At 37.3% G+C, this 15,784-nt stretch carries 11 protein-coding genes, 1 tRNA gene and 4 pseudogenes; 6 read left to right on the forward strand and 10 right to left on the reverse strand.

Annotation, left to right across the window (positions count from 1 at the left end; all coding sequences use genetic code 11):
* Window positions 1–1,302: 1,302 nt before the first annotated feature.
* From lptB to AC1M9P_RS11475, 5 genes are read right to left on the reverse strand one after another with little or no spacing between them, the layout of a single operon-like run.
* Entirely contained in the window at window positions 1,303–2,049 is a 747-nt protein-coding gene (lptB, locus tag AC1M9P_RS11455; protein WP_481587670.1) for an LPS export ABC transporter ATP-binding protein, read from the reverse strand.
* Complete coding sequence (gene lptA, locus AC1M9P_RS11460; protein WP_481587694.1) at window positions 2,049–2,579, reverse strand: lipopolysaccharide transport periplasmic protein LptA; 531 nt, start codon at window positions 2,577–2,579, stop codon at window positions 2,049–2,051. The genes lptB and lptA overlap by 1 nt, the downstream gene beginning before the upstream one ends.
* Before the next feature lie 25 nt (window positions 2,580–2,604).
* Window positions 2,605–3,150 (reverse strand): LPS export ABC transporter periplasmic protein LptC, encoded by a 546-nt coding sequence (lptC, locus tag AC1M9P_RS11465; protein ID WP_481587671.1) that lies wholly within the window; start codon window positions 3,148–3,150, stop codon window positions 2,605–2,607.
* Between the two features lie 39 nt (window positions 3,151–3,189).
* Window positions 3,190–3,729 carry a KdsC family phosphatase gene (locus AC1M9P_RS11470; protein ID WP_481587672.1) on the reverse strand — a complete coding sequence of 180 codons (540 nt, stop codon included), beginning with the start codon at window positions 3,727–3,729 and terminating at the stop codon, window positions 3,190–3,192.
* A 3-nt stretch (window positions 3,730–3,732) separates the two neighbouring features.
* Complete coding sequence (locus tag AC1M9P_RS11475) at window positions 3,733–4,725, reverse strand: KpsF/GutQ family sugar-phosphate isomerase (protein ID WP_481587673.1); 993 nt, start codon at window positions 4,723–4,725, stop codon at window positions 3,733–3,735.
* Between the two features lie 195 nt (window positions 4,726–4,920).
* Between AC1M9P_RS11475 and cysS the strand changes: the two genes are divergently transcribed.
* The 6 genes and pseudogenes from cysS to AC1M9P_RS11505 form a co-directional block, all read left to right on the forward strand.
* Window positions 4,921–6,342 carry a cysteine--tRNA ligase gene (cysS, locus tag AC1M9P_RS11480; RefSeq protein ID WP_481587674.1) on the forward strand — a complete coding sequence of 474 codons (1,422 nt, stop codon included), beginning with the start codon at window positions 4,921–4,923 and terminating at the stop codon, window positions 6,340–6,342.
* A gap of 64 nt (window positions 6,343–6,406) precedes the next feature.
* Window positions 6,407–6,482 (forward strand) — tRNA-Gly (locus tag AC1M9P_RS11485).
* Window positions 6,483–7,053: 571 nt separating this feature from the next.
* Complete coding sequence (locus tag AC1M9P_RS11490) at window positions 7,054–7,326, forward strand: hypothetical protein (protein WP_481587675.1); 273 nt, start codon at window positions 7,054–7,056, stop codon at window positions 7,324–7,326.
* Window positions 7,319–7,810, forward strand: coding sequence for a hypothetical protein (locus AC1M9P_RS11495; protein WP_481587676.1), 492 nt, complete (start codon window positions 7,319–7,321; stop codon window positions 7,808–7,810). The genes AC1M9P_RS11490 and AC1M9P_RS11495 overlap by 8 nt, the downstream gene beginning before the upstream one ends.
* 230 nt (window positions 7,811–8,040) lie before the next feature.
* Window positions 8,041–8,466 (forward strand): annotated as a pseudogene (locus AC1M9P_RS11500) (cupin domain-containing protein); the annotation flags it as partial.
* Window positions 8,467–8,802: 336 nt separating this feature from the next.
* Window positions 8,803–9,045: pseudogene (locus AC1M9P_RS11505) on the forward strand (integrase core domain-containing protein); the annotation flags it as partial.
* A gap of 58 nt (window positions 9,046–9,103) precedes the next feature.
* Here the strand turns inward: AC1M9P_RS11505 and AC1M9P_RS11510 are convergent.
* The 5 genes and pseudogenes from AC1M9P_RS11510 to AC1M9P_RS11530 all read right to left on the reverse strand — a co-directional run bounded on the left by AC1M9P_RS11510 (window position 9,104) and on the right by AC1M9P_RS11530 (window position 15,769).
* On the reverse strand, window positions 9,104–9,436 hold the full coding sequence (locus AC1M9P_RS11510; protein WP_368779696.1) for a hypothetical protein: 333 nt from the start codon (window positions 9,434–9,436) through the stop codon (window positions 9,104–9,106).
* Window positions 9,437–9,444: 8 nt separating this feature from the next.
* Window positions 9,445–12,108, reverse strand: a pseudogene (locus AC1M9P_RS11515) (hemagglutinin repeat-containing protein); the annotation flags it as partial.
* A gap of 32 nt (window positions 12,109–12,140) precedes the next feature.
* On the reverse strand, window positions 12,141–12,542 hold the full coding sequence (locus tag AC1M9P_RS11520; RefSeq protein ID WP_253116122.1) for a hypothetical protein: 402 nt from the start codon (window positions 12,540–12,542) through the stop codon (window positions 12,141–12,143).
* Window positions 12,543–13,333: 791 nt separating this feature from the next.
* A pseudogene (locus tag AC1M9P_RS11525) lies at window positions 13,334–14,464 on the reverse strand (hemagglutinin repeat-containing protein); the annotation flags it as partial.
* A gap of 318 nt (window positions 14,465–14,782) precedes the next feature.
* The gene (locus AC1M9P_RS11530; protein WP_481587677.1) at window positions 14,783–15,769 is read right to left on the reverse strand and encodes a TauD/TfdA family dioxygenase; all 987 of its coding nucleotides are present in this window, start codon (window positions 15,767–15,769) and stop codon (window positions 14,783–14,785) included.
* Window positions 15,770–15,784 lie beyond the last annotated feature (15 nt).

A 15,784-nucleotide genomic window follows, 5' to 3' on the forward strand; every position in this document is an offset into this window, starting at 1 on the left:
CGACTGCGATTGTTCAGATATTTTCGCTTTCTGCTCTATTGGTTTTGAATAAACAATTGTAGGTTTATTTACAGCCAAAGCACTAGTCGGTTGCTGAACGATCAAGTTTGGACGCTCAATTACATTCTGTGTTTCTAACTTATTATGAGAACCTGATTTAAAAGGCCAAAAAGCTTTGGCTTTAGATACAAGACTTTGACGATGTTCAACTTTCGCTACAGTTGAAGGTGGAGCTTGTAGCAAGTTGTTTTGGCTGTTGATTTGTTGATCATTAACAATCTTCGGTTTTGGTGTACTAGACACTTTCAATGAAGATTCACTCACCGATTTTTGTAAAGTAGGTGTCAAAACTTTTGTATTTGAAACATTGCCAGTAGCTTGGTGATGACCCTCATCCAACTTAGTTTTATCTTTGCCTATATTCCCAATAAATGTAAAGAGTTTACTTTTTGGTTTTTCTGTTTTGTCTTCTGAAACCGATGTTTCATTTTCTAGTAATTTTGCGTGTTGCGCGTCAATTAAAGATTCTGTTAGTTGATTTTGGATCTTTGGTTTAAGCGGTTTTAAAACCTGACGAGTGTCTTTAGTAGCGGGTTGTACAGTAGATGAAATAGTAGGTTTTAGAACATTTGGAGCTGAAGCCTCTTCAATATCCTGCTTTACCTTTGGCAGCAATACTTTTGGTTCAGATGCCGCTTTTTCACGCTTAACAAATGCAAAGAAAGATTTCTTTTGAGTCTTTTCCTTCGACTCATTCTGAGACTGCGAATTAGATAAAGGTATAGTGTTAACTTTAGCAATTTCATTTTCGACTATGTCGTCTAAATCAGGAACTTGTTCAATAACTTTAGGAACAAGAACCTGTTCTTTCACTTGCTCTTTCGAGATTTTGGATTTCGATTGGAATAATTTAAAACGTGGCTTTTCAAGCTGTTCAGGTATATCTTCAACAGTCTTTTTTTCCAAACTAAAATTGATTTTGGGTTTTTGTAATTCTGCTGATAGTGCACGTTGGGTATCGTCAATTGCTAGAGGAGCGATTGCATCTTCAGCATGTACTTGTGTCGCACATAAACTGATCGCAAACAGCGTGATATACCCCATATCCTTCTGACTTAATTGATGTTTAGCCACTTGTAATCTCTATTAAAAAGTGTGAACTACGTCACATAAAATCAATCGTATTCTACAATGATTTTTATATTATTTCTGCGTCAATTGTAAACTTACGATTTGTTTGAGTTAATTTACAGTCTAAATATCTATAAAACAACATTATTTTATAGATATCACACTATTTTTTTAAACTGTGAAATCATCACCTAAATAAACTTTACGGACAGTTTCATCCATAAGTACTTGATCTGGGGTCCCTTCTGCAATGACGGATCCTTCACTAACTATATAAGCATGCTCACAAATCGCGAGCGTTTCGCGAACGTTATGATCTGTAATAAGCACACCTATTCCTCGTTCTTTTAAATTGCGAATGATATCTTTGATATCACCTACAGAAATTGGATCTACCCCAGCAAAAGGCTCATCAAGGAGCATAAACTTAGGATCGGCGGCTAATGCTCGAGCGATTTCAGCACGGCGACGTTCCCCCCCTGACACACTCATCCCCAAAGAATCTTTAATATGTGTAATTTTAAAGTCTTCTAATAACTCTTGAAGTCTCTCTTTACGTTGTTGCTTATTAAGATCCTTCCGCGTTTCAAGAATCGCCATAATATTATCTGAAATACTCAATTTACGAAAAATTGAAGCCTCTTGTGGCAAATAACCAATTCCATGACGAGCACGCTCATGCATTGCAAGGTCCGAAAGATCAAGATTATCTAAGTGAATTTCACCTTTATCCATTCGAACCAGTCCGACTACCATGTAAAAGCTTGTCGTTTTTCCGGCCCCGTTCGGTCCAAGCAAACCAACAATTTGACCACTCTGCATGCTAAATGAAACATCTTTCACCACCCAGCGTTTACTATAAACTTTGGCAAGATGTTTAATTTTTAATGTTTGGATTGGTGATTCATCGACACTCATTAATCACGTACTCCAGAGAATGATTTTGAAGCAGAAGGAGGAATTATAATTTGTACGCGACCTTTTGAACTACCCGTTTCACTACTGCCACCGCCTACAACTTCGATATCACCCTTATTCATACTATAACGCAAAGTATTCCCACGAATACTTGCGCCATCTTGATACAAATATGCATTACCCGACAAAGTAATAATGCCTGTATCAGCGTTATATACAATTTTAGAGGCTTCACCACGTGCAATGCCACGTTTAGACTCTAATTGCTGTTGGAACTTTGCAGGAGAACCTGACGCATTTACTGAGCTAATTTGGCGATTGGCATTGAGATTAGCAACTATAGAGGCTGCATTTAACTTGAAAGTACCTTGTTCAACAGAAACATTCCCAATATAGGTCGTTATACCTGTTTTGTCATTATAGGTCGCACGATCAGCTAAAAGCATGATAGGTTGATTACGATCACTGGGCAATGCAAATGCCATAACAGAAATAGAACTGAGTGCCACCATTGCTATTGCTTTAAGCATTTTCGAACCTGATAAATAAGAAGGTTTAGTTTGGTGCATACTTTCCTCGAATATTTTTAAAATCGTACTGACCTTCATTCAAATCTGCTTCTAAGCCTTGGCTGACAAAATCTGCTTTTGGTGTTTGTACAGTAACTTGCTCAGATGTTTCAAGCTTTCTTGTTTTTGGATATCCTGTAAGCGCATCGGTTCGAAAAACCATTTTGCCCATTTCTCCTTGCTTGGTTGCAACAACATCTCCAGATAACACAATCTTCTCATTGTCATTGTAACCATGCGCTTGTTTAGCATAAAACGTAGCGTCTTCTACATTATCAGTAAACATGCTGGCATTTAAATTCTGCAAGCTTGATGTTTTCTGTTTCATATCTTGGTTCAGCTCATCCACTGTAGCCTTAACATAAAGCATGCCTTTTTCATCAGTTTGCAAAAGATTAATATTCTTTGCTGAATATGTCATCGATTGAGCGGATGAACCCTCTAATTTTTTCCCTTTACCGCTGTAATAATAATAGCCACCACTTATAGCAGCAACAATAACAGCAGTAATGTATAAAACTTTAGTATCCATAAATCATCAACTATATTCAGCGTTCATATCAACTGCATATTAATGCGTTACAGCCAAATATTTTTCAAGAAGTTCATGGTAAACCCCTTTTGACAACAATAACATGTCACAAATTTCACGCACAGCGCCACGACCACCATAAGCTTGGGTTACAAGGTCTGCACGACGACGAACTTCAACATGACCATTTGGCACTGTTACTTTCATTCCCGCAATCGCAAAAGCTGATAAATCTGGCCAATCATCCCCCATATACAAGCAATCTTCTGGTTTTAAACCCAGTTGCGTACAAGCTTGCTGTAAGGCAGTCCCTTTGTCTTCACGCCCCTGATAAACTAAGTCTACACCTAGATCATTCATACGCTTTGCCACAATATTGCTTTGGCGACCGGTAATAATGACAACTTTAATTCCAGCTTGCTGAACAAGTTTCATCCCAAGTCCATCACGAATATCAAATGACTTAATTTCATCACCTGAGTTCGTCAACGTTACAAAACCATCACTTAGAATACCATCCACATCCAAAACCAACGCTTCGATATGTCGTGCTTGTTCTAACAATACATAAGATGCCATGAATTAATTTACCCCAGCTTGAATTAAATCGTGCATGCTAATCACACCAATCACTTGTTTGGCATCATTGACTACTACAAATTGATTGATTTTTTTAGCATTCATTTGCTCTAGCGCTTCAACCGCTCTTGCTTCTTGTGAAATGGTTAGAGGATTTTCAATCATAACCTTTGATACAGCAAGATTAACATCAAAACCTTGTTGCTTATCAATGAGACGTCGCAAGTCACCATCCGTAAATATACCTAACAGAACATCATTTTCATCCACAATTGTGGTTAATCCGAGACGTTTGTTTGATATTTCGTATAAAACTTTATTCATTGGTGTATCTGGTGAAACTTTTGGTAGAGAGTCACCCACGTGCATCAGATGTTTAACATGCAACAGTAATCGCTTACCGAGTGCACCAGCTGGATGCGACATGGCAAAATCATTTGCAGTAAATCCACGCGCTTCAAGTAAAGCAACAGCCAAAGCATCACCTAAAGCTAAAGTCGCTGTCGTGCTTGAAGTTGGTGCCAAACCTAATGGGCATGCCTCTTGAATATGACCAAGTGTAAGCGCAACATCAGCGTTCTGTGGCATTGGTCCACGGTCATCACCTGAAATTGTTATCAATGGCACACCCAAATGTTTGATGAGTGGCATTAACATCATGATTTCATCACTTTTACCAGAGTTTGAAATCGCGATCAGCACATCTCCACGCACTAACATCCCGAGATCACCATGACCAGCTTCACCTGGATGCATAAAGAAAGACGGAGTTCCTGTTGATGCAAATGTTGCAGCCATTTTTCGACCGATATGACCAGATTTCCCCATACCAGTGACCACTAAACGACCTTGACACTGTAGGATAATTTGACATGCTTGGGAAAAACGATCATCAATCTGACTGGATAGTACCGATAAAGCTTGACGCTCAATCTCTAAGGTTTCTTTTGCAACCTTTTGAAAATCAATTGGATATGTAGTATTTTCAGAATTCAAATCTGGGCACCTTGAGGCTGGATTCAGCCACAATTTCAATCATTAAATTATTCTTCATATATTAACATAAGCATGCAAGTATCTTTTTCTTAAATGTATAAATTTCATTTGCATAGATTTTTTACGCATAAAACTTTGTGAAAGATAAGCCTTAGGTTAAGATGAACCACCATTTTTTTAGCTTTTTGAAGACCTATGCAACCATTTGTTCTATATAACTCAGAGCAACGAAAAAAAGTTGAGTTTGTACCACGCAAAGCAGGACATATTGATATGTATGTCTGTGGGATGACAGTTTACGACTACTGTCATATTGGTCATGCTCGGGTTATGGTTGCATTTGACTATATTATTCGTTTTCTTCGTAGCCAAGGTTGGAAAGTTAAATATATTCGCAATATTACTGACATTGATGACAAAATCATTGCACGTGCAAATGAAAATGGTGAAAGCATTACAGCACTCACTGATCGCTTTATTCAGGCAATGAATGAAGATGCTGCTAATTTAGGATGCTTGGCACCTGATGAAGCACCTCGTGCGACAGAGTATATCGATCAAATGCAAAATATGATTGGTACTTTGGTCAATAATGGCACTGCATATCCTGCGTCAAACGGTGATGTGTACTTCGAAGTTGAAAAATTTAAAAAATACGGGCGTCTATCTGGTCGTAAACTCGAAGACATGCAAGCAGGTGCTTCCGAACGAGTCGATGTTGAAGTTGAAAAGAAACATCCTTTCGATTTTGTGCTATGGAAGCATGCAAAAGAAAATGAACCTTCTTGGAAATCTCCTTGGGGGAATGGTCGTCCAGGTTGGCATATTGAATGTTCAGCAATGTCTACATGTTGCCTTGGTAATCATTTTGATATTCATGGTGGTGGGTCTGACTTGACCTTCCCCCATCACGAAAATGAAATCGCACAAAGTGAAGCTGCAACTGGCGAACAATATGTAAACTATTGGATGCACGTAGGCTTTATCAATGTCGATGGTGAAAAAATGTCTAAATCTTTAGGCAATTTTTTCACGATTCGCGATGTCATGGAAAAATTCCATCCTGAAGTTATTCGTTACTTTATCGTTTCATCACACTATCGTAGCCCTGTGAATTTTTCTGATACTGCGCTTAAAGAAGCTAAAAACACATTAAGTCGTTTTTATCATTCATTTAAAGCATATCAACAGATATATGGTGCCGAAATTAATTCGCAATACGATGAAGCACTCGTTGAAAAGTTTAATGCAGCAATGCGGGATGATTTCAACACATCAGAAGCGATTGCCGTACTTTTTGAAATCAATAAAGAATTAAATCGTGCCGTAAAAGACGAAATTGCTGAACAGGCGGCCATATATTATGCCACCTTGCGCCATCTGACCAATATCTTAGGTCTTGTTCAACATAATGTTGATGAATTCCTAAAATCAGATATTGGTCAAGAAAGCTTATCTTTGAGTAATGATGAAATTGAAGATCTCATTCAACAACGCAAAGATGCCAAGAAAGAGAAAAACTTTGCACGTGCAGATGAGATTCGCCAAAATCTTCTTGATCAAGGCATTGTACTTGAAGATACGCGTCAAGGAACTTTATGGCGGCGTGCTGATTAATTCATCAATTAAATTTTGGAAGTGTTGACAGGGTGTGCAAAATCACTATAATTCACACCATATTGCGGGAATAGCTCAGTTGGTAGAGCACAACCTTGCCAAGGTTGGGGTCGCGAGTTCGAGTCTCGTTTCCCGCTCCAAAATTTTAAAAGCTTCATTCGAAAGATTGAGGCTTTTTTTTATTGACTTAGATTCTCAAATAAAGTCGACCTAGATTAAATTATTGGAAAGAGTCAATTGAACACTTCAACAATACATGTAACAGACAAATTATTTTAAAAAATGAGATTTAAATGAAAGGTTAGAAACCAAAAATTTAGAAATCGATTACTGTATTAATGCAAAACAATAGTTTCAGCTATTATAGTTAGTAATAGTCTTGCACATATTAATTTTAAGGCACTGAAAAATTAGGTCCAAACACGGAATCAGTTCTTAGTAATGCTAATGCATGGTAGGGCTACCCTAATGAAACTGAAATGTTCTGTCAGGCAAGCATTTTCTTTTTAAAGTCTAATCACCAACTAAATAGTTCAACCGTGATACTTACTCATATATGGAAACACGTAGCAAATACAAATAAGCTAGAATACACATTAGCAATTCGTTTTGGATTAGAACATGATGTTCACCACATGAGAATCTATTATCTGCAATAAGCTACCACACAAGAATTTACGTTCTCTTTCAGGAATATTTAAAAAAAGTGTTGTGAAAGAAGCAGCATTAATCGTTGCAGAATTTAAAAGTCATGAGTTTAAAACTAGGTTTGGAACAACTTTCGCTATTCAAGATCTGATTGGACTCAAGGGTACTTTAGATGATCTTAATATTAGTGTTGTAATGGCTTGTGCGGCAGTTTTACAGATGAAAAATAGTGGTGAGAAAATCAACCGCTCAATGTACAAATTACTCTTCAACCAAGATTATAATCCAAAAATGCTAAAGGTTTTAGCTGAACAAGGAATTTATCCTGATGCTTAAAAATTCACATTTATTAATAGTTACTATTTTAACTGCTGCATTGTTTTCTACTGGATGTAATTCATCGCCTTCACTTCAACAAGAAGTGGATATTCAAGCAAGTTTTTTACCTACAATGTTACGTATTGATGGAAATATTTTTGCTTTAGCTAATCAAACCTCCCCAAATAATTTAACAATGGAGTTATTCGAATCTACTCTTTTAAAAGCAACTATGCTTCGTAAGTATGAAAAAGAAGCCAAAAATAACTTCAGTCTAGAAAAAGATCGTAATCCTGTAGAGCTTAACTCAATGTGCTTAATGACTAAATTTCTACTCAATAAATCTTACATTGAAAAAGCTAATTTTAACTCGGAGTTCTATGAAGATATTTATGGTTGGATTAATACCAAAAATAAACTTTGGTCAAATTTATTGAAAGATACTACCGCTGGAACGTTTGAATATCCATGTATCGTAAAACAATCAAATATCCCGAACTAGTTCATTCTTATGTTGCAATTAAGCACTTATAAAGTGCTTTTTTATTGACTTAGATTCTCAAATAAAGTCGACCTAGATTAAATTATGAGAAAGAGAAAAGAGGAACTAACTGACCAAAGTCAAAGTTGCTCCACGCCCAATCACTCTCGAACTAGCAAAGGTTTTCATCTTAAATTCACGCTTTTTTTGATAAAATTAATCACTTTAATGTACTTTTTTAGGCTAAAAGCATGAGATTAAATGCTGACTTCTCTCAACCTGTGATGATTACTCCAGAGGATTATCAATGGGTTCAATCCCCAAGAGGCGAAGTTAAACGAATGATGTTCGATCGTGTTGGCCTAGAACAAGCAAGAGCAACCAGCTTAGTTGAGTTCCCTTCAAATTCTCAGTTCCCAGAGCATCAACACCCCTTTGGTGAAGAAGTTCTAGTGTTAAACGGGACTTTTACTGAAGATGATCATCAGCACTATCCATCTGGATGGTATATGCGAAATCCTCACCTTTCTAAACATATTGTCTCGAGCGTAGATGGATGTCTGATCTTGGTGAAACTCATGCAAATGTCTGAAGAAGAAAAATTAGCTACCCGAATTGATACTCGTGACGAGCGAAACTGGACCTATTTAAACAACAGAAAGATTTGCTGCATATTCCTGCATAAACCTACCACCTATTCCTGTTCGTTCCCTACCACTCATTCCTGTTCCAAGTCGGCCACTTAGGGTTTATTCAGTAATAGAATTACAAGAAGAATGAACCTCATAAAAAGTATTCAAATGCCAATATTGTACAACAGCGCTACTCATATCATTTAGCGATGAACTGATTTACGATTACGTTCGATGATCGATTAAAAGATCATTTATAAAAAATCGAACTTACACAAAATAATTTACAGGCTCTTTCCTGACCACTGCTGTTGAGGCTAATGGTCGTTGAACCTTTTGGTACAGTAGAGGCTTCTTTGGTCCCATTTTGTGAGTAATCCCCCGCAAACCAATGGGATCTGCGAGCGTTTCCATAAGACGATCCTGCAGGAGTTTTATCAGATTACTTTTCGAAAGAAGTTGTATAGTACATTAGAGGAATTACAAGCTGATCTAGACATTTGGCTAAAATTCTATAATACTGAACGAACTCATCAGGGAAAAATGTGCTGTGGTCGCACACCACTAGAAACGCTATTTGATGGGAAGCGGATTTGGGCTGAAAAGAATTTAGCTCAAATTTAACCTGACAGGCACACTAAAAAAATGGGTAACTGTCAGATCGGGTTTGAGCTAGTACATTTTAGTCATAAATAAATTTTGTATGCGCTTTACCATTCTCATCTAAAGTTAATTTGAATTCTTTCCAATTACCGCCTGTTTGCTCTTCCATAAGACTATGTAGCTCCTTAACCAAATTTGGCACTTCTTTGTTTTCATAATTTAAAAAAACTGATTTCAATTCGCCATTTTTTTTGAAAAAAAACTTTTCACCTATAGAAATAGAGCCATCATTCTCATCTTTAAAATAATCAAAAGTACAATCTAGGTATTCATAATACGAGTTAACACTATTATGCATAATTTGTAATAGATTATTCAAAATTTCCGTTTGTTTTTCCAATGGACTACTCATTTAAAACCTCATTTTGAACTTTTATTTTCAAAAGTTTTCCTTAGATTTACACCATTAATATTATACTCAACAACTAAAGAATTTGGTCTAATATTTGCTGCATTTGATCTATCAAATTTTACTGTAACTTTCCCTATTTTATTACCATTTTTTAATCCAGTACGAATCTCATTTTCCCACGTTTTGTAAGCAGAATTGTTAAAGTTTTTATTCTGTGGGAATAAATTAAAGTTATCGCAAGTCCCACCCAATGAACAAGCCTGAATATGCCCCCCAACATCCTCTGGTAATCCTTTCTTACCAACGGCAGTCTGCCTCGAATCACGTGAATTTTTAGTTAAACTAGGCTGAAATTCAATTTCTTCTACATATCCATATGCATTAGTCTTAAATTCGACACCATTATTTAGCTTCACATGACTATTTGCTGGAGGATTATTTAAAATTTCATATTCTTTTGTCCCTCTCTTTGAATTCTCTACTTTAACTTCAATTGTATTAATTTTAGATTTTTTAGCAGCACTAGGCCCATTCGTTTGGACATTCAGATTCGGATCAAAATCAGCTTTAAGTTTGATCTTCTTAACAGCATCAATAGCTTTTGCACTAACTTTTAGTGTTGTTCCCGCACCTCCTAAAATCAGTCCACCGATCTCAACTTTTAATTCAAGTTCAGCTTTTCCTGCCGCCTCAAACTCTGCTTGCGTTTTTGCAGTTAACTTTGCTTTAGCTATCTTTTCAGCTTTGTCTTTATACTCTGCGGGTAATTCTTTTAATCCCTCAATGATCGCTGATCCAAAGGCTTTTGGATCTTCTGTTAAAAGTATAAGAGCATCAAGTGTATTTTGAGGTAAATTCTTAGCATTATCGACCATTTGATCTATTGCTTTTTGATAACCCAGTTGATATGCCGCTGTTTGAACATTATCTAATTTTTTATAATTATTATATTTATCTCCAACACATGCTGCTGAGGCTTTTAAATTACCTCCAGCACACCCCAGAATACTTGTGGCAAAATCTAAATCTTGTACTAACGATGTTTTAGTATCTATCTCATCTGGATGATCAGCAACATTATTTATAAATGTTTGATTATCTTTCTTTAGGATTTCTTGATTCTGAGCCTGTGTAGCCTCATCTTTACCATCACCGAGCTGATTTTTATATTGATTAATTGTACTTTGGTTATTTTTAACTCCTGAATCAAAGGCCCAATCTACTGTTTTTCCAATTAAATCGGCTGATGTTTCATTTTTAATGCCCTGACCATGCGCTATTTCATGACCAAAGGTGTCTACAACTCCAGAACGATTGTCTTGGTTGACATCGAGCACAACCGTATTAGTTTGATGATCAAATGCACCTTTTACCCCTAAGAATGAAGTAATTGATGTAGTTAAAACATCAATATCTTGTCCAAGAGCTTGGGCTAATAATTGAAGACTGCCTTTGGTTTTTAACAAACCGTCATAATCACCACTCTTGAATTGTTCAATAACAGTCGCTGCTTCTGGATTTTTTTGTATAAAGTCAAATGTTCTTGCAGGGTTCATGACTGTGTCATACGCTTGCTTAAGATTTTGATCCTTACTTGCCAATGCAGCAGTTGCTACCCCTAGGCTTGTGACACCAGCTGCGGTCATTTTTCCAATAATTTCAGCATTCTGCGGCAAATCTTTCTGCTCTTGAACGATTTCAGCACGGCCACTTTCTGTTAATAAACGGTGATCAACCGTCACTGAACCATCCAGCATGCCTGTAGTTTGGTCCCGGGTGATTTCTTGCGTGTTGTTAATGTCTCGATTGGTCATATCGGTCACATTTTTTACAGTGCCTTGACCCATCGTCGCTTTGGTCAGCTGTTCTGTTTCTTGTCCACTGCTGTTGACGCCAATGGTCGTTGAACCTTTTGGTGCAGTAGAAGCTTCTGGTGTACCTTTTTGTGGAATACCAATACTCGTTGATACATTAAAACCGCTGCTACTGTTATAGTTGTGGTCTTCGATATCTTTGAGTTCGAGCTCACCGGAGTAGTTCAGTTTGCCATGGTCGGTCAATGTGCCATCACTATTCTTCGTTGCATTGGCAATTACACCACCGATATTGGTGACGTTCTTAACACCCATCGCATCCAAGTCTGCATCGTTTTTTGCATTACCTATCAGCAGCTTACTGGTGCCATTCACCCATGCACTATCGCTCTTTCCTTTGCCTTGGTTGTATCCCGCTGTAACATTGCTTAAGCCACTTGAACCATAACCCGCACCGATTGATCCGCCTTTACTGCTATTGCTGCTGGATGCAGTATCCTGCAAACTTTCTACATGAATTTCCTTAACTTGCAGGCTACCTCGATCAGCAATGCTCACCGTACCGCCTTGGATATTCAATTTATCAATAGCACCTTCAGTACGATTCAGTACAACTTCACTATTTACGTGGGTGAGGCTTTCGTTTTGTGATTGGCTGGTTTGCTTGCCTATTGAAGCACTGCCGCCACCGCCATAGGTATAGCTCACACTTTGGCTATTGGTTTTACTGCTGTTGTCCTGTTTACTATGCTCGACGCCTGCAGTCACATTCAGGTCTTTGCTGCCATCGAAGGTCGTAGTGCCTGCCGCATTCACGCGACTACCTTGAATATTGATGTCTTGACCTTCTGATTTAAGCTGTCAGATGGGATACAGCCTCTGATTAAAATTTACTTATCAATAAAATAGACTATATCATCCTCAATTAAATCATCATTAATACGAACTGATTGAATTAGACTATTACCAATTTTCAAATAATCATCATCAATATTTTCTACAATAATAAACCCATCCCAATTATTACATAAAAAGAAACTCTTTACTCTTTCAATCATTATTTTTGGACTTTGATCCTCAATTCTATATAGGTCAATAATTAAATTTACATCACCAGTTAAATATCTATAAGTACAAAGACATTTAATATGATCATCGACCTCTAAATACCCATTTTCAAAAAAATAATTTTGCTCAAATATTTTTACCTCATCTTCTTTAATATTAAAAACATATATTAAAAATAATTTAATTAACTCTAAACTTACTTTCTTTTCAAAATAAACGCTCATTTTCCATTCTCCTTTAAAACTTTTAATGCAGCACTTCTAGCTTGTGGATTAATATTCATACTTTTTAAGATAGCTTCAGCTTTTTCTGTCCTACCAAATTTATTATAAACTCCCAATGCATTATATGCTCCTCTATCTAATGCATGAACACCGGGCCCTGAATGAGGGTATAATTGCCCATCGCTTTTCTGAGCATAAATTCGACCATTAGGTAATTTATGAAGCAAGTCACCAGTTTTGGAATCTCTGCCTATATTTTTTGCACCGCCATTACTTATCACTCTTGTATCTTCTTTCATATTTACTGATCGAGTAACAACGGTATTATTACCTTTTGTTGTAGAATTCTGTTTTACTGATTGGCTATTATGTCTTGGGTTTGGCTCTCGTATGTTAATTTTTTCATCGTCATCCCCATTAGGAGGCATCCCCGTAGCCGAATTACCAGATGTCGATGGAACACCCTTTGGTGGAGTCTCTTTCTTTTCCTCTCCACTCATGCCTATAGTAATACCTATTGCAGCTAGGGCCGTTGCCGTCTTTTCAATAACCTTGGCGCACCCCACAGGATTTTTCGCACAATATGCTGCAACTGCTCCACCAACCACAATTGGTGCCGCATTACTCTCTAAATTTGTTGATCGATTATCTTCTACTTGAGCTGCTATTAAATCTCTGAATATTGCTTGTTCTTGTATATCTAAGGTTGAAGCTATTCCATTTACTTCATTCACAAACTTTTGTACATCATATCCAGTGCCCAGCTTAACTGCCGTATTCACTCCTAAAACTAAGATGTCTTCAGCTGCTGATTTTAGATTATCAGGCAAATCTTTCTGCTCTTGAATGATTTCAGCACGGCCACTTTCTGTCAGTAAACGATGATCAACCGTCACAGAACCATCAAGCATGCCTGTAGTTTGGTCTCGGGTGATTTCTTGTGTGTTATTGATATATCTATTGGTTGTATCTGTAGCATTTGTAACTGTACCTTGACCCATTGTCGCTTTGGTCAGCTGTTCTGTTTCTTGTCCACTGCTGTTGAGGCCAATGGTCGTTGAACCTTTTGGTGCAGTAGATGCTTCTTTGGTCCCACCTTGTGGAATACCGATATTGGTCGAGACATTAAAGCCGCTGCTACTGTTATAGTTGTGGTCCTCAAGATCTTTCAGCTCAAGTTCGCCCGAGTAATTTAACTTACCATGATCACTTAATGAACCATCAGTTTTCTTTGTCGCATTCGCAATCACACCACCAATATTAGTGACATTTTTCACACCCATTGCATCCAAGTCTGCATCGTTTTGTGCATTACCTATCAGCAACTTACTGGTGTCATTCACCCATGCACTATCGCTCTTTCCTTTGCCTTGGTTGTATCCCGCTGTAACATTGCTTAAGCCACTTGAACCATAACCCGCACCGATTGATCCGCCTTTACTGCTATTGCTGCTGGATGCTGTATCCTGCAAGCTTTCTACATGAATTTCCTTAACTTGCAGGCTACCTCGATCAGCAATGCTCACCGTACCGCCTTGAACATTCAATTTATCAATAGCACCTTCAGTACGATTCAGTACAACTTCACTATTTACGTGGGTGAGGCTTTCGTTTTGTGATTGGCTGGTTTGCTTGCCTATGGAAGCACTGCCGCCACCGCCATAGGTATAGCTCACACTTTGGCTATTGGTTTTACTGCTGTTGTCCTGTTTACTATGCTCGACGCCTGCAGTCACATTCAGGTCTTTGCTGCCATCGAAGGTCGTAGTGCCTGCCGCATTCACGCGACTACCTTGAATATTGATGTCTTGACCTTCTGATTTAAGCTGAAGGTTGTTTAAATCTAAGTTGCTACCTTGCCATTGGCTTTGTTCTGTATTCGTGGTCGTCGTAGTTTCAATCCTTTCACCATTGGCACCAATACCTCAACAACTTGAATAGAAATCACTCTCAAATTTACTAAAATGCGTTCAGGACTGCTGAATGAGGAAAACTCACTTCCAGAAGCTGATTTAACTTAACTCATTCAAAGTGTGAATATTGTTAGACGATATAATGCCGAACCATATAGCGCGTTAACAAAAAAAGAATATTATTTAGGTGATCAATCAGATGAGTGCGTAATTATTATTTTTACTCATCTCTAAATCAGATTCAGTGTTACAACTTTTGAGTAATCGCAAAAAAAAGACTCGGACTTAAAAGTCCGAGTCAGGTTGTAGTCAAATATTGAGCATTTTTTAAGAAAGATTTACTTTTTGAATACCATTTCTACCTGGGAAATCCTTGGCTAAAGATCGGGCATTAGGCATTTTTAACCATAATCTTAATAATTTTCTTCGCTTTGAGATGTCTTCATCATCTATAAATGACGATCGTGAATGCATTACACAATAGTTATTACAGAACTGCATATCACCCGGTTCAAGCATCATATCTAGTCTGAGATCAGGATCTTGTATGTACTGATCGAAAATATCAAGCGCATCGACTTGAACTCTGGATAAAGGTATTCCTTTTCGCTCATGTCCTAGTTCAATATATGCTCTTAAGTATCGGCAACTTAATTTATTGTCATAAAAGCTAAATATAGGCGTGAGTGTTGGTTCTGAGTCACCAAGATGATCACAATAAGTCGGATGATAATAATAACCTAGATATTCAGGATAATTTTCTAAAATTCTATTGTAGACTGTGGCAGCACTGACGAGACTACTCAATCCTCCACTCATTGCTTTTCTAATTGATAGCAATCCAACTACGTCAGATAAGTCAGTGTGGTAAGGGAGATATGCGTTTGTTTCATAAACTCGCGTTGATTTGTTGTTAAGATCACCAACGTTTTCTACTTTACCCAATAAATCGCCTTTAGGATTTTGGGTAACGGGTTGACCCATATACATGCCTATTAAATAGTAAATAATCGCCAATTGGCGTTCACTAAATTTAGAGACATCCAAACCTTTTAATAGAAAGAAACCATATCCATTCTCAAGCTCATCGGCATATTTTTTAAATTCAGATAAAACTTGTGAATTATTAATCGTTAAATGCGTGTTATTCAATTGATCAATTTCTAGATCTTGTTGTTCTATCAATTGCAAATTTTGGCTTAATTCATGAAGCATTTCTGCGCTTAAATAATAAATCCAATCTGTCTGATTTTTTAGGTCTTTGCCCACCCATGCCGACTTATGACTGATTTTCTCTTTTAATATCGTATTCATCGCAATTTATCCCTG

Source organism: Acinetobacter sp. 25-47-122 (assembly GCF_056779695.1).

Bases quoted from the DNA above. Each gene is read 5' to 3' on its own strand.
- lptB (WP_481587670.1), bottom strand. From the start codon at position 2,049: ATGAGTGTCGATGAATCACCAATCCAAACATTAAAAATTAAACATCTT.
- lptA (WP_481587694.1), bottom strand. From the start codon at position 2,579: ATGCTTAAAGCAATAGCAATGGTGGCACTCAGTTCTATTTCTGTTATG.
- lptC (WP_481587671.1), bottom strand. From the start codon at position 3,150: ATGGATACTAAAGTTTTATACATTACTGCTGTTATTGTTGCTGCTATA.
- AC1M9P_RS11470 (WP_481587672.1), bottom strand. From the start codon at position 3,729: ATGGCATCTTATGTATTGTTAGAACAAGCACGACATATCGAAGCGTTG.
- cysS (WP_481587674.1), top strand. From the start codon at position 4,921: ATGCAACCATTTGTTCTATATAACTCAGAGCAACGAAAAAAAGTTGAG.
- AC1M9P_RS11495 (WP_481587676.1), top strand. From the start codon at position 7,319: ATGCTTAAAAATTCACATTTATTAATAGTTACTATTTTAACTGCTGCA.
- AC1M9P_RS11510 (WP_368779696.1), bottom strand. From the start codon at position 9,436: ATGAGTAGTCCATTGGAAAAACAAACGGAAATTTTGAATAATCTATTA.
- AC1M9P_RS11520 (WP_253116122.1), bottom strand. From the start codon at position 12,542: ATGAGCGTTTATTTTGAAAAGAAAGTAAGTTTAGAGTTAATTAAATTA.
- AC1M9P_RS11530 (WP_481587677.1), bottom strand. From the start codon at position 15,769: ATGAATACGATATTAAAAGAGAAAATCAGTCATAAGTCGGCATGGGTG.